At 72.0% G+C, this 18,008-nt stretch carries 17 protein-coding genes and 5 pseudogenes; 11 read left to right on the top strand and 11 right to left on the bottom strand.

Annotation, left to right across the window (positions count from 1 at the left end):
* Positions 1-12 precede the first annotated feature (12 nt).
* The 7 genes from WKH84_RS12315 (at position 13) to WKH84_RS12285 (ending at position 4,967) form a co-directional block, all read left to right on the top strand.
* Positions 13-942, top strand: a complete 930-nt coding sequence (locus tag WKH84_RS12315) for a class II glutamine amidotransferase (protein ID WP_341853861.1) — start codon at positions 13-15, stop codon at positions 940-942.
* Positions 939-1,559, top strand: coding sequence for an ATP-binding cassette domain-containing protein (locus WKH84_RS12310; protein WP_341853860.1), 621 nt, complete (start codon positions 939-941; stop codon positions 1,557-1,559). The genes WKH84_RS12315 and WKH84_RS12310 overlap by 4 nt, the downstream gene beginning before the upstream one ends.
* Positions 1,556-1,804 carry a hypothetical protein gene (locus WKH84_RS12305; protein WP_341853859.1) on the top strand — a complete coding sequence of 83 codons (249 nt, stop codon included), beginning with the start codon at positions 1,556-1,558 and terminating at the stop codon, positions 1,802-1,804. Before WKH84_RS12310 ends, WKH84_RS12305 begins: the two co-directional genes overlap by 4 nt.
* Entirely contained in the window at positions 1,801-2,451 is a 651-nt protein-coding gene (locus WKH84_RS12300) for an ABC transporter permease subunit (protein WP_341853858.1), read from the top strand. Before WKH84_RS12305 ends, WKH84_RS12300 begins: the two co-directional genes overlap by 4 nt.
* Positions 2,448-3,017: an ABC transporter permease subunit gene (locus tag WKH84_RS12295; RefSeq protein WP_341853857.1), complete on the top strand. Its 570-nt coding sequence runs from the start codon at positions 2,448-2,450 to the stop codon at positions 3,015-3,017. The genes WKH84_RS12300 and WKH84_RS12295 overlap by 4 nt, the downstream gene beginning before the upstream one ends.
* Positions 3,018-3,179: 162 nt before the next feature.
* Positions 3,180-4,130, top strand: a complete 951-nt coding sequence (locus WKH84_RS12290; RefSeq protein ID WP_341853856.1) for an ABC transporter substrate-binding protein — start codon at positions 3,180-3,182, stop codon at positions 4,128-4,130.
* A 165-nt stretch (positions 4,131-4,295) separates the two neighbouring features.
* The gene (locus tag WKH84_RS12285) at positions 4,296-4,967 is read left to right on the top strand and encodes an NAD(P)H-binding protein (RefSeq protein ID WP_341856883.1); all 672 of its coding nucleotides are present in this window, start codon (positions 4,296-4,298) and stop codon (positions 4,965-4,967) included.
* Between the two features lie 15 nt (positions 4,968-4,982).
* On the opposite strand, the gene WKH84_RS12280 is transcribed toward WKH84_RS12285, so the two are convergent.
* From WKH84_RS12280 to WKH84_RS12240, 9 genes and pseudogenes are all read right to left on the bottom strand, one after another.
* Entirely contained in the window at positions 4,983-5,684 is a 702-nt protein-coding gene (locus tag WKH84_RS12280; protein WP_341853855.1) for an IclR family transcriptional regulator, read from the bottom strand.
* Between the two features lie 219 nt (positions 5,685-5,903).
* Entirely contained in the window at positions 5,904-6,314 is a 411-nt protein-coding gene (locus WKH84_RS12275) for a cupin domain-containing protein (RefSeq protein WP_341853854.1), read from the bottom strand.
* Positions 6,315-6,603: 289 nt separating this feature from the next.
* Entirely contained in the window at positions 6,604-7,854 is a 1,251-nt protein-coding gene (locus WKH84_RS12270; RefSeq protein WP_341853853.1) for an aminopeptidase P family protein, read from the bottom strand.
* A gap of 247 nt (positions 7,855-8,101) precedes the next feature.
* Complete coding sequence (locus WKH84_RS12265; protein ID WP_341856882.1) at positions 8,102-8,299, bottom strand: hypothetical protein; 198 nt, start codon at positions 8,297-8,299, stop codon at positions 8,102-8,104.
* A gap of 226 nt (positions 8,300-8,525) precedes the next feature.
* A pseudogene (locus tag WKH84_RS12260) lies at positions 8,526-8,852 on the bottom strand (creatininase family protein); the annotation flags it as partial.
* 75 nt (positions 8,853-8,927) lie between these two features.
* A complete protein-coding gene (locus WKH84_RS12255) occupies positions 8,928-10,241 on the bottom strand; it encodes a BCCT family transporter (protein ID WP_341853852.1) in 1,314 nt (437 codons plus the stop codon).
* A gap of 62 nt (positions 10,242-10,303) precedes the next feature.
* A pseudogene (locus WKH84_RS12250) lies at positions 10,304-10,522 on the bottom strand (BCCT family transporter); the annotation flags it as partial.
* A 20-nt stretch (positions 10,523-10,542) separates the two neighbouring features.
* Positions 10,543-10,740, bottom strand: a complete 198-nt coding sequence (locus WKH84_RS12245) for a hypothetical protein (protein WP_341853851.1) — start codon at positions 10,738-10,740, stop codon at positions 10,543-10,545.
* Between the two features lie 210 nt (positions 10,741-10,950).
* Complete coding sequence (locus tag WKH84_RS12240; RefSeq protein WP_341856881.1) at positions 10,951-11,808, bottom strand: MFS transporter; 858 nt, start codon at positions 11,806-11,808, stop codon at positions 10,951-10,953.
* 191 nt (positions 11,809-11,999) lie between these two features.
* On the opposite strand from WKH84_RS12240, the gene WKH84_RS12235 reads away from it, so the two are divergent.
* Entirely contained in the window at positions 12,000-12,182 is a 183-nt protein-coding gene (locus WKH84_RS12235; RefSeq protein ID WP_341853850.1) for a hypothetical protein, read from the top strand.
* Between the two features lie 324 nt (positions 12,183-12,506).
* Here WKH84_RS12235 and WKH84_RS12230 read toward each other — a convergent pair whose 3' ends face one another.
* Both WKH84_RS12230 and WKH84_RS12225 read right to left on the bottom strand, forming a co-directional pair.
* Positions 12,507-12,767 (bottom strand): FCD domain-containing protein, encoded by a 261-nt coding sequence (locus tag WKH84_RS12230; protein ID WP_341856880.1) that lies wholly within the window; start codon positions 12,765-12,767, stop codon positions 12,507-12,509.
* 242 nt (positions 12,768-13,009) lie between these two features.
* A pseudogene (locus WKH84_RS12225) lies at positions 13,010-13,093 on the bottom strand (GntR family transcriptional regulator); the annotation flags it as partial.
* Positions 13,094-13,332: 239 nt separating this feature from the next.
* Here WKH84_RS12225 and WKH84_RS12220 point away from each other — a divergent pair.
* The 3 genes and pseudogenes from WKH84_RS12220 to WKH84_RS12210 all read left to right on the top strand — a co-directional run bounded on the left by WKH84_RS12220 (position 13,333) and on the right by WKH84_RS12210 (position 17,981).
* Complete coding sequence (locus WKH84_RS12220; RefSeq protein ID WP_341853849.1) at positions 13,333-14,550, top strand: sarcosine oxidase subunit beta family protein; 1,218 nt, start codon at positions 13,333-13,335, stop codon at positions 14,548-14,550.
* Between the two features lie 34 nt (positions 14,551-14,584).
* Positions 14,585-14,856, top strand: a pseudogene (locus WKH84_RS12215) (sarcosine oxidase subunit delta); the annotation flags it as partial.
* Between the two features lie 171 nt (positions 14,857-15,027).
* Positions 15,028-17,981, top strand: a pseudogene (locus WKH84_RS12210) (2Fe-2S iron-sulfur cluster-binding protein).
* Positions 17,982-18,008 lie beyond the last annotated feature (27 nt).

The raw sequence follows: 18,008 nt of genomic DNA, 5'->3' as shown, positions 1-18,008 counted from the left end.
AGGAGTAGCCCCATGTGCCGTCTGCTCGGCGTCGTCTCCCGCGGCGCGCTCCCGCTGCCCGAGGCGGTGCCCGACGAGTCGCCGCTGTTCACGGCCCTCTCCGAGCGGCACAAGGACGGCTGGGGCGTGGCCTCCTACCCCGCGGGCTCGGGGGCCGACGGGGGCGACGACCCCGCCCCGATGCTCCCGCTGCTGCGCCGCGGCACCGACACCGCCCTCGCCTCGAACGACTACGGGGACGCGGTCGCGGAGGCGCGCGGCGAGGTGATCGTGGTGCACCTGCGTCGGGCGAGCGTGGGCCTCGCGCTGACCCCCGAGAACACCCACCCCTTCGTCGAGGGGGAGATGACCTTCAGCCACAACGGCCAGTTCGACCTCTCCGACGAGCCGCGCGAGCGGATCCTCGCCCGCGGCGGCCGCACCCCGCTCGGCACCACCGACTCCGAGCTGTTCCTCGCGCTGATCACCGCCTGGGCGGGCGAGCTCCCGCCGCGGGAGGGGCAGACGGACTGGGCGCCCGCGATCCAGCACGCGGCCGCCGAGCTCACCGCGCTGACCACGGAGCTCTTCGGCCGCCCGCCCGAGTCGCTGAACTGCCTGCTCACCACGCCCGGCACGCTCGTCGCCTTCGCCCAGCACGACCCGCCCCAGGCCCCGGCCGATCAGCCGGCGGAGGTGTACGACCTGCGCTGGCGCGCCGACCACGACCGGGTGCTCGTCTCCTCGACCGGCTACCCGCAGGCGGGCTTCGCGACCCTCACACAGGGGGCGGCGCTGACCGTGCACCGCGGCGACCTCCGCGTCGAGGAGAATCCGCCGCTGGGTCGGTGGACGCGGCGGACCGAACGGCCTGGCGCGACCCCGCGCGTCAGGCCACTCGATAGGGTTGGTCCCTCCGGCAGTGACAGCTCGTCGGCCCGACCGCCCTGGGAGGCCCCGTGATCGGTTTCGAGAACGTCCGCAAGGAGTATCCGGGCGGCACGCTCGCAGTCGAGGACTTCACCCTCGAGATCGCCTCCCACGAGGCGGTCGCGCTCGTGGGCACCTCCGGCTCCGGCAAGACCACCCTCATGCGCATGATCAACCGGATGGTCGACCCCACCTCTGGACGCGTCACGATCGACGGCGAGGACGTCGCGGGGATGGATCCCGTGGCGCCGCGCCGCTCCATCGGCTACGTCATGCAGGCCTCGGGCCTGCTCGCCCCATCGCACCGTGCTGGACAACATCACCACCGTCCCCGTCGCCGCGGCACCGCGAAGGGCGCCGCGCGCGAACGGGCCCGCGAGCTCATGGACACCGTGGGCCTCGACCCGGAGCTCGCCTCCCGCTATCCGGCCCAGCTCTCCGGCGGCCAGCAGCGCGCGTCGGCGTCGCCCGCGGCCTCGCCGCCGACCCGAACATCCTGCTCATGGACGAGCCCTTCGGCGCCGTCGACCCGATCGTGCGCGAGGAGCCGCAGAGCGAGCTGCAGCGCCTCCAGCGCGAGCCGCGCAAGACGATCGTCTTCGTCACCCACGACATCGACGAGGCCTTCCGCATCGGCGACCGCGTCGTGATCCTCCGCCCCGGCGGCCGGATCGCCCAGGTCGGCACCCCGCAGGAGATCCTCGCCGACCCGGCCGACGACTTTGTGGCCAGCTTCGTCGGCGCCGACCGCGGCACCCGCACCCTGCACGTCGAGCATGTCGACGGCCGCGACGTCGTCGTCGACGCGGACGGACGCGCCGCCGGGGTGCTCGCCGGCGCTCCCGCGGCCGACGGGGGACGCGAGGGCGAGCGCGGGCAGGAGCGGCCCCGGTGAGCTGGGTCCTCGACAATCTCGACGTGATCGCGGGATACACCGGCGCGCACCTGGTCCAGGCGCCGCCGCCGATCCTGCTCGCCTTCGCGCTCTCCCTGCCGCTGGCGAAGCTCGCGAACTCCCGCGGCTGGTCGCGCACCGGCGTGACCACCACCTCCGGGCTGATGTACGCGATCCCGTCCCTGCCGCTGTTCGTGCTGCTGCCGGGCTTGATCGGCACCGGCGTGCGCAGTCCGCTGAACATCGTCGTCGCCCTGACCCTCTACGGCCTCGCGCTCATGGTCCCCACCGCCTCCGACGGCTTCCGCTCCGTCTCCCGCGACGTGCTCGGCTCCGCGACGGCCCAGGGCTTCGCCCCGGCCGCCCGCTTCTGGCGGGTCGAGCCGCCGCTGGCCGGGCCGGTGCCGCTGGGCGGGGTGCGGGTCGTCGCGGTCAGCACGATCTCGCTGGTCACCGTCGGCGGTGTGCTCGGCGTGCCGAGCCTGGGGATGCTGTTCGTGGACGGGGTGCGGCGCGGGATCGTCGCCGAGATCGCCGCCGGCGTCGTCGCGACCGCCGCCCTCGCGCCGCTCATCGATGCGCCGCTGGTGCCGCTGGGCCGCCTGCTGATGCCCTGGCACCGCGGGCGGAAGGAGGGCAGGCCGTGAACGAGAACCCCTTCGCCGGCGCCCTCGAATGGCTCTCCGACCCGGTGCGCTGGACCGGGCCGTCCGGGATCCCCCTGCGCACCGCCGAGCACCTCGGCTACACCGCGCTCGGCGTGCTGGTCGCGGCGCTGATCGCCGTGCCCGTCGGGCTGTACGTCGGCCACACCGGCCGGTTCAAGGGCCTCGCCGTCGGCGCCGCGGGCGTGGCCCGCGCCCTGCCCACCCTGGGGCTGGTGACCCTGTTCGCGCCGCTGGTGGGGATCGGGCTCACCGCGCCGCTGCTCTCCTTCGTGATCCTGGCGATCCCGTCGCTGCTGGCCGGGGCCTACTCCGCCGTCGAGTCCGCAGATCCAGCGACAGTCGACGCCGCCCGCGCCCAGGGCATGACCGAATGGCAGATCCTCACCCGGGTCGAGCTCCCGCTGGGGATGCCGCTGCTGGTGGGCGGGGTGCGCGGCGCGACCGTGCAGGTCGTCGCCACTGCCATGCTCGCCGCCTATGTGGGCGCGGCGGCCTGGGCCGGTACATCTTCCAGGGCCTCGGCTCGCAGGACTACCCGCAGATGATCGCCGGGTCCCTGCTGGTCATCGTGCTCGCCCTCGTGCTCGACCTGGCCCTGCTGCTGCTCCAGCGCGCCACCGCACCGCGCGGGACGGCCGCCGCATGAGTCCCGACTGTTCCCTCCCCGCCGCACGCTCCGTCCGACCTCACCTCCCAGGAGAACCCTCATGAGCATCCACAGCACCCGTCGTCACCTGCTGGGCGCCCTCGGCGCGGGCGGGCTCGCCCTCGGCGCCGCGGCCTGCGGCGGCTCCGACCCCTTCGAGGAGGACGGCGGCTCCGGCGCCGCCGGCTCCGACGGCGGCGGCGAGGCCCCCGCGGGCACGCTCGCCATCGGCTCCCAGGCCTACTACTCCAACGAGATCATCGCCGAGCTGTTCGCGCAGGTGCTCGAGAAGGCGGGATTCACCGTCGACCGCCAGTACCAGATCGGCCAGCGCGAGGTGTACATGCCCGAGCTCGAGGCCGGGTCGCTGGACCTGCTTTGCCTGAGTACCTCGGGAACCTCCTGCGGCACTACCAGCCCGACGCGGGCTCCGCGAGCCCCGAGGAGATCCGCTCCTCCCTCGAGGAGGCCCTGCCGGAGGGCGCGCGTGCTGTCCTTCGCCGAGGCCTCCGACCAGGACTCGTACACCACCACCTCCGACTTCGCCTCCACGCACTCCCTCAGCGCGATCGGCGACCTCGCAGGCGTCGAGGAGGACCTGAAGATCGCCGCGAACAGCGAGTTCGAGACGCGGCCCTACGGTCCCGAGGGCGCGAAGGCGGTGTACGACGTCGACATCGCGGTGGTGCCCGTGGAGGACTCCGGCGGTCCGCTGACCGTCCAGGCCCTCCTGGACGGGGACGTCCAGCTCGCCGACATCTACAGCGCCGATCCCTCCATCGCCGAGAACGACCTGGTGGTGCTCGAGGACCCCGAGTCGATGATCCTGCCGCAGAACGTGGTCCCCGTCGTCTCCGAGAAGATCGACGAGCAGGCGGCCGACGCGATCGAGAGCGTGATCGCCGAGCTCAGCGCCGGCGACCTCGTCGAGCCGCACCGGCAGAGTGTCGTGGACCAGGCCTCCAGCGCCGACATCGCCACCGGCTGGCTGACGGAGAAGGGCCTGCTCTGATGCGCATCGTCCTCACCGGCGCGAGCGGCAAGGTGGGCGGCGAGGTCGCCCGCCTGCTCCACGGGGCCCCCGGGGTCACGCGCGCCTGGTCGGCCGGAGCCTCGAGCGCCTCCCCGCGCTCGAGGGCGTCGAGCAGGCGCAGGCAGGGTTCGGCGACGCGGACGCCTGCGCCGCCGCCTTCGACGGGGCCGACGCGCGCTGCTGGTCTCCGCCGGCGAGGCCGCCGACCGGCTCGACCAGCACCGCACCGCGATCGACGCCGCCGCCCGTGCCGGGGTCCGGCACGTGGTCTACACGTCCTTCCTCGGCGCGGCCGACGACGCCGGCTTCACCCTCGCCCGCGACCACGGCGCGACCGAGGAGATGCCGCGCGGCTCGGGGATGGCCTGGACGTTCCTGCGCGACAGCTTCTACGCCGACGTCTTGCTCGACTTCGCCGGGGACGACCGAGTGATCCGCGGCCCGGGCGGCACAGGACGCCGCGCCTTCGTCGCCCGCCGCGACGTGGCCGAGGTCGCCGCCCGGATCCTGCGCGACCCCGCCCCCTACGCCGGTCGGGCGCTGGACCTGACCGGCCCGGTCGCGGTCAGCCTCGCCGAGGCGGCGCCGCTGATGACGCGCGCGACGGGGGAGGAGTACGAGTACGTCGACGAGTCGATCGCCGAGGCCCGTGCTTCCCGTGCTCCCTACGGCGCACCGGACTGGCAGGTCGAGGCGTGGATCAGCACCTACACCGCGATCCGCGACGGCGAGCTCGATCTCGCCTCCGGGCACGTCCAGGAGGTCCTGGGGCGGGCACCGCTCGGCCTCGAGGAGGCGGTCGCCGACCCGCTGTGAGCGGGGAGGGGCTCCTCAGCCCGGGCTCACCGCGCCGAGCCGGCGCGAGATCGCGTCGGCCGCGGCACGGGTCCGGGCGGCGAGCTCCGGGAGCCGCTCGGCCCCGGCGCGGTAGAACGGCGCCGCGAGGAGCACGGCGCCGGCGACCTCCCCGCGGTGGTCGCGCACCGGCGCGGCGAGGGAGACCTCGTCCTCGGAGGTCTCGCGGTCGTTGAGCGCGTACCCCTGCTCCCGCACCCGGGCGAGCCGCTCCATGTAGTCGCCGGTCTCCCAGCCCTCCTCGAGCCGGATCGTGCCGGCAACGACCAGGGCCTCCGCTTCGGCGGGCTCGAGGGTCGCCAGGAGCACCTGCACGGTCGAGCTCAGCGCCGTGCGGTAGTGGTCGCCGAGCACCGAGGTGTGCTTGATCTGATGTCGGCTCGGGACCTGCTCCACCGTCACCGACGCCACGCCGTTCCAGACCGCGAGCGCGGAGGTCTCCCCGGTGCGCTCGGCGAGCTCCTGCAGGTCCTCGAGCGCGACCCGGCGCACGTCGAGCTCTGCGAGCGGCGGCCCGGCCACGGCGATCAGGCCCAGGCCCAGCCGGTAGCGGCGGGAGGCCTCGTCGCGCTCGACCACCCGCTCCTGCTCGAGGGTCGACAGGATCCGCGAGACGCTCGACTTGTGCAGGCCGACCTGCTCCGCGATCTCGGTGACGCCCTGCTGCGGATGCTCCACGGTGAAGCGCGGATGATCCGCAGGACGTTGACGATGACGGAGGCGCCGCGGCCGCTCTCGGAGCGCTCCTGCTCGTTGGTGCTGGTCATCCTCGAATCCTATCGGCGCTGTCGTCCCCAGGGGCCTCGCCGCGGGAGACCGTGTCGGTGGAGGGCTCGTCGCGGGAGGCCGAAGCGGCGTCGCGTGCGGCGAGGGCCCTGCGGTACGAGCCGAAGCCGCTCATGTCGAAGTGCCCCGTCGGCCCCCATGCCACGAGCACCTGCGCGGCTCATCGCCCTCGCAGGCCAGGTCGTGCTCGATGCCGGGCGGGGCGCGCGCCGCATCCCCGGGACCCAGCAGATGCGTCTCGCCCTCCTGGCGGATGCGGGCCCACCCGGAGAGGACCAGGTATATCTCCTCGAGCGCCGGCTCGTCATGGGCGTGCATGCCCTCATAGGCGCCCGGGGCGAGGGTCCAGGTCTGCGGCGCGACGGGCGCCTGCGAGCTGACGGCGAAGTGATGGCGGATGCGGAGGTCACCGGCGCCCTCGTGCAGGGTGTGCGCGAATTCGTGCTCGCCGGCCCGCTCGACGGGGTCGTCCGACTGGTCGGGGGTCGCAGGCCGGTGCTGCGGTGTCTCCGGGTCGCTCATGCGGGGCTCCTGAGGTCGGGGATCGGGCCGGCAGGCGGTGAAGATGGTCGTGAGGCGGCTCAGGGCGTACCAGTACGCCTGTATAGGCGTAGTGGCACGCCCAGCGCCCGTGATCGACCATGACCGATCATGCCGCTCGGGTCGGGTCGGGTCGGGTCGGGTCGGGTCGGGTCGGGTCGGGTCGGGTCGGGGCGGCGCCGCACGTGCCGGGCGGGCGCGGCGGGGGCGAGGACGCCGGCCGGCATCGTCCGCGAGTGCGGTGATGCCGGCCGGCGTCCCCTGTGCCTGATCAGGCAGGGATGATGTTGTGCTCCGGGCCGAAGGGGAACTTCGTGATGTTCTCGGCGCCGTCCTCGCCGACCACGAGGATGTCGTGCTCGCGGTAGCCGCCCGCGCCGGGCTGGCCCTCGGGCACGGTGATCATCGGCTCCATCGAGACGACCATGCCCGGCTCGAGCACCGTGTCGATGTCCTCGCGCGACTCCAGGCCGGCCTCGCGTCCGTAGTAGTGCGAGAGGACGCCGAAGGAGTGGCCGTAGCCGAAGGTGCGGTTCGGCGACAGGCCGTAGCCGATGTAGATCTTGTTCAGCTCATGGGCGATGTCCTTGCACACGGCGCCGGGCTTGATCAGCTCGATGCCGGCGCGGTGCACCTCGACGTTGATGTTCCACAGACGCAGCGACTCCTCGTCGGGCTCGCCGAAGAACAGCGTGCGCTCGAGGGCGGTGTAGTAGCCGGTGGGCATCGGGAAGGCGTTCAGCGACAGGATGTCGTGCTCCTGCACCTTCCGCGTGGTGGCCCAGTTGTGGGCGCCGTCGGTGTTGATGCCGGACTGGAACCACACCCAGGTGTCGCGCACCTCGCGGTGCGGGAAGGTCTTCGCGATCTCGCGGGTCATGGCCTCGGTGCCGGCCAGCGCCACCTCGAACTCCTGCACACCGGCGTGGACGGCGTTCTTGATCGCCTCGCCGCCGATGTCGCCGATCCGCGCGCTCTCCTTGATCACCGCGATCTCCTCGGCGGACTTGATCATGCGCTGGCGCATCGCGTCCTGGGAGACGTCGACCAGCTCGGCGCCGGGGAAGGCGTCCTGGAGGCGGCGGAGGATCTGCGGCGTGACGGTGTCGTCCTCGATGCCCAGGCGCTTCGGGTCGGTGATCCCGCGCTGGGCCAGGGCCTGCTGGAGCGCGTAGTAGAAGTTGTCGCGGTTCCAGTCGGTGTAGACGATGTTCTCGCCGTAGCTGGTGCGCCAGGGCATGCCCGCGTCGATGTTCGCGGTGATGGTGCAGGTGTCGTCGGCGGTGACGACCATGCCGTAGGAGCGTCCGAAGTACGTGAACAGGAAGTCCGAGTAGTACTTGATTCCCTGGTAGCTGGTGAGGATCACGGCGTCGAGGTTCTTCTCGGCCATGATCCTGCGCGCCCCGCTGAGGCGGCGCTCGAACTCGGCGTCGGAGAAGGTCAGCTGCTGCTTCTCGCCGTTGTGGAGGACCTTGAGGCGCTCGAGGTCGTTGACGGAGGTTGCGGTGGTCGCGGTCATGATTGTCTCCTTCGGCGGGGCACGGCACGGTACGTGGCCTTGGTGGTTGCCTTGAATGCAACCCTGTTGCGTCAGTGTTGCGCGTGAGGGGTGTCACGTCAAGCGGTTCGGGGCGGAAGTTGCTGACCCGTGATGGTGGGGCGGGCGGAGGCGGGGTCGGCGACGCAGACGGGGCCGACGGGGCCGCCGGTCGGACGACGAGCCCCGCCCCTCGCCCGAGGCGGACGCGGAGCGAGGCTCGTGGAGGTCAGAGCCCGAGCTCGCTGTGCGGCTCCGCGGCGAGGTCCGCGACGGTCTGCGTGAACAGCGGCTCGCCCTTCTCGGCGCTCGCGCCGTCGGGCGCCGAGAGACAGCCGGTCTCCGGCGTCCGCTCGGGCACGACCGGCAGGCGGTCGAAGCGGTACGGCGCGGCGGGCGGATGGCTCACCGCGCGGTCCATGTGCACCAGCTCCGGCCGCAGGTGCAGCAACAGCGCGGTCTCCAGCACCCCGCCGTGCTCCACGTCCCAGCCGGGGAACCCGCCCGGGTAGACGACCTCGAGAGTCGGCGCAGAGACGTAGTCCCAGTAGGACAGCAAGCATCACCGACTGCTCCGCGCCCGGGGCCAGGCCCAGGTCGCGCAGCGCCAGGTCCGCGCCCTCGTAGAGGAACTGCGTGTTCTCGTAGTGGCCGTTGAGCACCACCACGTGCCGCACGCCCTGGGCGAGCAGGCCCCGGATCAGCTGGCGCGCCTGGGCGATGAGCGCATCGGCGTCGAGGCTGAGCGTGCCGGGCAGGTGGTTCCCGCCGCCCGAGCGCCGCTGGGACTTGTATCCGAGCGTGAACGGCTCGAGCACCTTCGCCCCGGTCTGCTCGGCGACGGCGGTCGCGACCGCCGTGGAGAGGATCGCGTCGGTCCCCAGCGGCAGGTGCGGGCCGTCGCGCTCGAAGGCTCCGGTGGGCAGGATCGCGACGGCGCTCCCGCCGCCCACCCACTCCTCGTACTCCCGGGCGGTCATCGTCGCCAGGCGCACGGTGCGGGTGGGCCCGCCGGCCAACGGGGCGTCGGGCGTGGGTGGCTCTGTCATCGGTAGTCATCCCTTCGGTCGTCGTGCCGGCGGAACGTCTGCGGGGGCACGAAGGTGCCCTCGCCGACGCCGCGCTTGGGGTCGGGGATCCCGTCCTCGTCGACGAACTCGTCCTCGGGGCGGGGCTCGGGGTCGTTGATCTCGCGCTCGGTCCGCACGACTGCGGCGTTGCGGGCGCGCAGTCGCCGGATCAGGTTCGCGATCATCAGGATGATCACGAAGGAGAACGGGAAGGCGCCGATGATCGTGCCGGTCTGGACGGTGTCCACCACGGCCGCGCCGCCGAGGGACAGCGAGCACCGCCGCGACGGTCGCGATCGAGATCACGAGCACCACGCGGAAGGCAGGGCCGGACTTCTTGGGGGCCGAGACGAACTCTGCCAGCGCGTAGGTGCCGGAGTCGAGGCTGGTCACGTAGTAGGTCGCGACCAGCACGGTCGCCATGATGATGAGGAGGATGCCGATGCCCGGCACCATCTCCAGCATCCGGAACAGCGCCACCGAGAGGTCCTCGTTCACCGCCTCGGAGATCACCAGGCCGTTCTGGTCGTCGTAGCGGATGCCGGCGGAGGCGATGACCGCGGTCCACACCATCACGATCAGCGAGGGCACGATCGTCACGCCGAGCACGAACTCGCGGAGCGTGCGGCCGCGGGAGATCCGGGCGATGAAGCCGGCGACGAAGGGTGAGAACGCGATCACCCAGCACCAGATGAACACGGTCCACGGGCCGTTCCAGAGCTCGTCCCAGGGGGCTCCGGCGCCGGCGGCCTCGGCCTCGGTCCAGAAGCTCATGGCCGGGAAGGAGGCGAAGAAGCCGCCGAAGGTCTGGAACATGTTCGAGAGGATGAAGATCGTCGGCCCGAAGACGAACACGCCGACCACCAGCACGATGCTGAGCACGGAGTTCAGCTCGCTGATCCGCTTCATGCCCTTGTTCACGCCCATGAAGGCGGAGATGGCGGTGAGCGTGCCGAGCACGACGATCACGATCATCCAGACCAGGGGGCCGGAGGTGACCCCGGTGAAGGCGTTCAGGCCCGAGGAGAACTGCATCGCCGCGAAGCCGAAGGAGGTCGCCAGCCCCAGCACGGTCGCGATGATCGCGAGCGGCTCGATGACCACGCCGGCGGGGCGGCGCACGGCCGCGGGGAGGATGTCGACGGTCGCCTCGCGGAAGGTGAGGGTCTTGCCGAGGTTGTGGTGCGAGTAGGCCAGGCAGATCGCGACCACGCAGTACATCGCCCAGGCGGTGGGTCCCCAGTGGAAGTAGGTCCAGATGATGCCGGACTGGCCGGCGTTGCCCATGTCCGAGGCCACCGGGGCGCCGTCGCGCGCATCATCGGCTCGGCGAGGGACCAGAAGATCAGGCCCACGCCCTGCCCGCAGGCGAAGAGCATCGAGTACCAGGCGAAGTTGCCGTGGGCCGGCCGGGCCTTCGGGCCGCCCAGGCGGATGCGGCCCAGCGGGCTGATGCACAGCCACACGCAGACCGCCACGGCGATCAGCGAGTAGAGCACGAACCACCAGGTGAATCCGCCGGTGACGAAGGAGCGCAGGTTCGAGATGAGGTTCGCGGAGGCGTCGGGTGCGAGGATCACCGCGATGACGACGCCGACGATCAGCGACGGCGGCGAGACCATGATGATCGTGCGATCCAGCGCCGGGATCTGAAATCCGCGGAAGCGGGGAGGTCGACCGTGCGCTCATCGGCGCGGGAGGCGCCCTCGGGCGTCTCCGCCGCACCGTCGCGGTTCTCGGGCTCAGGGGGCGAGGACGGGTCCTCGGCGCCGGGATGGTTCGTCTCTGTGGTCGTCATGGGACACCCCTCGGGATGGTCGGTGCGGCCGGGCCTACGGCGATCGTTCTCGATCGCTCGACGGTCCGCGGGACTGATTCCCCTGCACTGTTGCGTTTACCGCAACGTGGTTGCCCAAGCATTCACGTGGCGGCGGTCACAGTCAAGGGGGTTCTGGGGCGCGGCGCGCCGCGCGACACCTGTGAGGCGCCCACGCGACGTGTCGGGCGCTCAGGGGGCGGCGAGTCGCTCCTGCTCCTCGCGGGCGGCCTGCTCCCGGGCGGCCTTCGGATCGTACGAGTCGCCCTGGAGGATCAACGCGACCAGCCCGAGCAGCGAGAGCCCCATGATCAGGAAGGCCGGCGAGTACGAGTTGTCCGTGACCGAGATCAGCCAGGTCGCGATGAACGGCGCGGTGCCGCCGAAGATCGCATTGCCGAAGTTGAAGGGGATCGCGAAGCCGGAGAGGCGCACCTGCGGCGGCACCGCCTCGACGAAGTAGACGGCGAAGGTCGAGTCGTTGAGGCTGAACAGCGCCACCAGCGAGATCTGGATCAGCGAGACGCCGAGGAAGCCGGACTGCCCCAGCGAGACGAAGGCCGGATAGCTCAGCAGGGTGAACCCGATCGCGTTGATCAGCGACAGTCGACGCCTGCCGAAGGTGTCCGAGAGCCAGGCGCCCACGAAGATCAGCGGCAGGTAGAGCACCAGCGCGAGCGAGAGGATCAGGCTGGACTGGAAGGCCGTCAGCCCCAGCTCCACCTCGATGTAAGTGGCCATGTAGGTGAGCACCAGGTAGTAGCCGCTCGCGTTCACGGCCATGATGAAGAGCATCCGCAGCATCGAGGGCCAGTGGCCCTTGATCAGCTCGAGCAGCGGCGCGGTCGCGACCGCCTCCTCCTGCTCCATCTGCTCGCGCACCGGCGAGTCGGAGACCTTGCGGCGGATCCAGCGCACCACGATCGTGAGCACCGCCGCGGCGAGGAACGGGATCCTCCAGCCCCACTCCTGCACGGCCTCCTCGGGCAGCAGGCCGTTCAGCAGCGAGGCCATCACCGACGCACCGAGGAAGCCGGCCGACGTCGCGATCGGGACGGTCGAGACCCAGCGGGCGCGCTTGTGCGCCGGTGCGTGCTCGGCCAGCGAAGACCGCCGCGCCCGAGTACTCGCCCGCGGCGCAGAAGCTCTGCAGCATCCGGGCCGCGAGCAGCAGGATCGGGGCGGCGAGCCCGATCGTGGCGTAGCCGGGCGAGACGCCGATGGCGAAGGTCGCCAGCCCCATGCCCACGATCGTGAGGGTGAGCGTCCGCTTCGGACCGATCCTGTCGCCGAAGTGGCCCCAGAACAGCCCGCCGATGGGTCGGACCAGGAACGAGAGCGCGAAGACGCCGAAGGTCTGCATCAGCGCGATGCCCGGGTCGGTGCTCGGGAAGAACACCTGGGCGATCGTGGTGGCGAGATAGGCGTAGCTGGCGTACTCGAACCACTCGATGAAGGTGCCCAGGCCGACGGTGCTGAGCGTCAGTCGGACCTGGCCGCGCGCGAGCCGTGTCGCCGCGGCCGCGGTCGCGTGGGAGGGGGTGCTGGACATCGGGGCTCCAATCTGCCTCTCGCCGCAGGGAGGGGCCGTCGGCTCGCTCGGGGCGACGCGGGAGGAGGTGCGCGCCGGCGAACTCGTGCGTTGCGTTCAGTACAACCGAGTTGCCAGAATGTCCTGTGGGCTGGATCACGTCAAGGGCATCGGAGGCCCGTGACCGTCTCGTTGCACGCCCGTCCGGATGCTGGCCTCAGAGCACCGTGCGGATGGAGGACTCGAACTCCGCGACGTCGCGCGCGACGAGCTCGGCGGCGCGGTCGTCGTCCCCCGTGAGCATCGCGTCGAGCATCTCCCGCGACTCGGTGACGTGCGAGGTCAGGCCCGGCAGGCGGTGCATCGCCACGCACCAGATGCGGGTGGAGAGGTTGTCCAGGCGCAGCGACGTCTCGGCGAGATAGACGTTCCCGCAGGCGCGGTAGATCGCGCGGTGCACGCCGACGTCGACCTGCAGGGCATGGCGCGGGTCCGCGGCCTCGGGCTCGGCCTCGAGCGCGTCGAGGAGCGCAGCGACTCCTCGAGGGCGGCGCGGGCCGAGGGATCCTGGTTCGCGGACGCGGCGCGGACCGCGACCGGCTCGAGCGCCGCGCGCACCTGGGTGATCGCCGCCAGCGCCGTGATGTCGACCGTGGTGGCGAAGGTGCCGCGGCGGGGATAGGTGACCACGAGGTGGTCGAGCTCGAGATGCTTGATCGCCTCACGCACCGGGGTGCGGCCCACGCCGAGCCCCTCGGCGATCCGGCCCTCCTGGAGCGGCTCGCCCGGGGCGATCTCGAGCATGATCAGCCGGTCGCGCAGGGTCAGGTACGCCTGCTCGGCGAGCGAGGCGGGGGAGGTGCCGAGGGGCGTGGTCATCTCTGCTCCTGAGCGTCGGGGTGGCCGGTATTGACACCGGATGTGGCCCACCCTACAGTGAGCGACCAGTGATATATCAGTCACCGTCGACTGGTCGACACACGCGCCGTCCGGCCCACCGCCGACGACGGCGCGCCCCGTCCCCCTCTGCGAAGGAACCCTCCATGGCCGACCTTCTTCCCGAGCATCCCGATTTCCTGTGGCACTCGCCCGAGCCGAGGTCCGGCTACGACGTCGTGATCGTCGGCGGCGGCGGCCACGGCCTCGCGGCCGCCTACTACCTGGCCTCCCGCCACGGCATCACCAACGTCGCCGTGCTCGAGCGCGGCTGGCTGGCCGGCGGCAACATGGCCCGCAACACCACGATCATCCGCTCGAACTACCTCTGGGACGAGTCGGCGATGATCTACGAGGCCTCGCTGAAGCTGTGGGAGCAGCTGCCCGAGGAGCTCGAGTACGACTTCCTGTTCAGTCAGCGCGGCGTGCTCAACCTCGACCACACCCTCGGCGACGTGCGCGGCTCCGTGCGCCGCGTCAACGCCAACAAGCTCAACGGCGTGGACGCTGAGTGGCTCGACCCGAAGCAGGTCAAGGAGGTCGTGCCGATCCTCAACATCTCCGAGGACATCCGCTACCCCGTCCTCGGCGGCACCTACCAGCCCCGCGCCGGCATCGCCAAGCACGACCACGTCGCCTGGGCGCTCGCCCGCAAGGCCGACGAGATGGGCGTGCACATCATCCAGAACTGCGAGGTCACAGACGTCATCGTCGAGAACGGCCGCGCCGTCGGCGTCGAGACGACCCGCGGCCGCATCGACGCCGGGAAGGTCGCACTCGCCGCGGCCGGGCACTCCACCGAGGTCTCCGAGACCGCCGGCGTCCGCCTGCCCGTCCAGTCACGCCCCCTCCAGGCCCTGGTCAGCGAGCTGTTCGAGCCCGTCCACCCCGCCGTCGTGATGAGCAACCACGTGCACGTCTACGTCTCCCAGGCCCACAAGGGCGAGCTCGTGATGGGCGCGGGCGTGGACCAGTACAACGGCTACGGCCAGCGCGGCGCCTTCCACGTCGTCGAGGACCAGCTCGCCGCCGCCGTGGAGCTGTTCCCGATCTTCTCCCGGGCCCGCGTCGCGCGCACCTGGGGCGGGATCGTCGACGTCACCGCCGACGCCTCGCCGATCATCTCGAAGACCGAGGTGGACCAGCTGTACGTCAACTGCGGCTGGGGCACCGGCGGCTTCAAGGCCACCCCCGGCGCCGGCTTCGCCCTCGCCCACACGATCGCGCACGACGAGCCGCACGAGATCAACGCGCCCTTCACCCTCGACCGCTTCGAGACGGGCCACCTCATCGACGAGCACGGCGCCGCCGGCGTCGCCCACTGACCGCGCCCCGGCGCCACGACCCCAGGAGGCCACCATGCTCCTCATCGACTGCCCCCACTGCGGGCCCCGCAACGAGGTCGAGTTCCACTACGGCGGCGAGGCCCACGTGCCCTACCCCGAGGACCCTTCGGCACTCGACGACCGCGAGTGGTCCCGCTACCTCTTCTACCGCGCCAACACCAAGGGCATCCTCGCCGAGCGCTGGCGGCCTCGGCCGGTCGCCGCAAGTGGTTCAACGCCCTGCGCGACACCCGCACCTACCGCTTCGAGCGCATCTACCCGATGGGCTCCCCGCGCCCCGACCTGCCCGGCCCCGAGAAGGTCCCGGCCGACGCCGCCGAGCCGGACCGCTTCGCCTCGATGACCACCACCGAGGGACGCACCGACGGCTCCGTCGCCGACCCCTCCGCCGCCGGCGGCTGCCGCCGACGGCTCCACCCCCTGCCCGTGAGGCTCACACCGGGAACGAGGACGACCATGCCTGAGAACCAGACCCCCCGCCGCGGCCCCGCCCACGGGGTCGACCCCGCACGGCCCCTGACCCTCACGGTCGAGGGCGAGACGCCGCCCGCACTCGCCGGCGACACCGTCGCCAGCGCCCTGCTGGCCGCCGGTCGCCTGACCGTGGCCCCCTCGATCTACCTCGCCCGCCCCCGCGGCCTCATGGCCGCCGGCCTCGAGGAGACCAACGCCCTGATCACCGTCCACGACCGACGGGAGGACGGGGTCGACGAGTCGATGCTCCCCGCCACCGCGGTCGAGGCCGTCGACGGGCTCGAGGCGAGCCTGCTCAGCGGACTCGGCACGCTCGACCCGCGCGAGGACCACGCCTACTACGACCACAAGCACGTCCACACCGACGTGCTCGTCGTCGGCGCCGGCCCCGCCGGACTCGCCGCCGCCCGCGAGGCCGCCCGCTCCGGCGCCCGCGTCATCGCGCTGGACGAGCGACCCCTCGCCGGCGGCTCGCTGCTGTCCTCGCGGGGCCTGCGGATCGACGACCAGGACGCCATGGACTGGGTCGACGCGACCGTCGCTGAGTCGCGCCGCACCGAGGACGTCACCGTGCTCGAGCGCACGAACGTCTTCGGCGCTACGACTCGAACTACATCACCGCCCTGCAGAAGCGCACCGACCATCTCGGACTCCCCGCGGAGGGTGCGGACGGCGGCCGCCCCGGCGTCTCCCGCCAGCGCGTCTGGCACCTCCGCGCGAAGCAGGTCGTGCTGGCCCCCGGCGCGATGGACCGCCCCGTCGTGTTCGCGCACAACGACCGCCCGGGCGTCATGCTCGCCGCGGCCGTGCAGACCTATCTCAACCGCTTCGGCGTCCCCGCGGGCGAGGACGTCGCGGTGCTGACCACGAACGACTCCGCCTGGGAACTCGTCGCGGACCTGCACGACGCGGGCGTGCGCCTGCCCGTCGTGCTCGACTCCCGCCCCGAGCCCAGCGCCCGCGCCGCGGCCGTCCGCGAGGCGACCGGCGTCGACGCCCGCTTCGGCTGGTCCGTCGTGGACACCGTCGGCGGCGACGGGGACCGCCTCACCGCGGTGCAGATCGCGCCGCTGAGCGCCGACGGCGAGATCGCCGGCGAGGTCGAGACCGTCGCCGCGGACCTCCTCGCCGTCTCCGGCGGGCTCTCCCCGCTCGTGCACCTGCACTCCCAGCGCCAGGGCCGGATCCAGTACGACCAGGCGCTGACCTCGTTCGTCGCCGTCCCCTCGGTCGAGGACCAGCACTTGGCCGGCTCCGTGCTCGGCACCGCCGACCTCGCGGACACCCTCTCCCAGGGCGCCGAGGCCGGGGCCGCCGCCGCGACCGCCGCCGGATACCCGGTCACGGCGAAGGCCCCGCGGGCCGAGGCGTCTGCCCCCGTGGCACCGGCCCGGCCGCTGTGGCTCGTGCCCAGCCCCGACAGCGGTCCCGTCTCCGTGGCGACCGAGGACCCCGAGCGGTGGCGCGAGCACTTCGTGGACCTGCGCCGCGACGACCAGACCGTGCGCGACGTCTTGCGCGCGCTGGGCGCCGGCATGCGCGCCGTCGAGCACGTCAAGCGCTTTACCTCGATCAGCACCGGCGCCGACCAGGGCAAGACCTCCGGCGTCGCCGCGATCGGCGTGATGAGCGTGCTTGCTGGGGGAGGAGGACCTCGGCGGGATCGGCACCACCACCTACCGGGCGCCCTACGCCCCGGTGAGCTTCGCCGCCCTCGCCGGACGCCGCCGCGGGCAGATGTTCGACCCCGCCCGCATCACCTCCATCCACCAGTGGCACCTCGAGCACGGCGCCGTCTGGGAGGACGTGGGCCAGTGGAAGCGACCGCGGTACTTCCCGCAGGGCGGTGAGGACATGGACGCGGCGGTCTTGCGCGAGTGCGCCGGCGTGCGCGACTCCGTCGGCATGATGGACGGCACCACGCTCGGCAAGATCGAGATCCGCGGCGCGGATGCGCCGAGGTTCCTCAACCGCATGTACACCAACGGCTTCCTCAAGGCGCCGGTGGGCAAGGGCCGCTACGGCGTGATGTGCGGGCCCGACGGCATGATCATGGACGACGGCGTCACGGCGCGCGTGGCAGAGGACCACTTCTTCATGACCACCACGACCTCGGGGGCCGCTGCAGTGCTCGACCACCTCGAGGAGTGGCACCAGACGGAGTGGCCGGAGCTGGACGTGTCCATGACGTCGGTGACCGAGCAGTGGGCCACGATCACCGTCGCCGGTCCCCGCTCCCGCGACGTGATCGCGAAGGTCGCCCCCGACCTCGACGTCTCCCAGGAGGCGTTCGGGTTCATGGAGTTCCGCGACACGGTCCTGGCCAGCGGCATCCCAGCCCGGATCCCGCGGATCTCGTTCTCCGGCGAGCTCGCCTTCGAGATCAACGTCGACGCCTTCTACGGGCGGTCCGTGTGGGAGGCCGTGCACGAGGCCGGCCAGGAGTTCGGCATCGTCGTCTACGGCACCGAGACCATGCATGTCTCGCGCCGAGAAGGGCCTGATCATCGTCGGCCAGGACACCGACGGCACGATCACCCCGCACGACGCGAACATGTCGTGGATCATCGGCGCCAAGAAGAAGGACTTCGTGGGCAAGCGGTCCCTGGACCGCCCGGACTCCGTGCGCGAGGACCGCCGCCAGCTCGTGGGCCTGCTCAGCGACGACGGCGACGACGCGCCTCGAGGAGGGCGCTCAGATCGTCGACGCCGACACCCCGATCACCCCCGAGGACGGGCCCGTGCCGATGATCGGCTGGGTCTCCTCCTCGTACCTCTCGGCGGCTCTCGACCAGCCGTTCGCGCTCGCCCTGGTCGACGGCGGCCACGGCCGCATCGGCGAGAAGGTCCGCTCCCCGCAGGGGGACCGGATCATCGACCTGACCATCACCTCTCCCGTGCTCGTCGACCCCGAAGGAGCCCGCCGTGACGGCTGACAGCACCACCCCGACCACCCCGATGGA

It is taken from the genome of Brachybacterium sp. GPGPB12, from assembly GCF_038396325.1.
GTDB classification, from domain to species: domain Bacteria; phylum Actinomycetota; class Actinomycetes; order Actinomycetales; family Dermabacteraceae; genus Brachybacterium; species Brachybacterium conglomeratum.
This window is presented reverse-complemented; position numbering and strand designations above follow the sequence as displayed.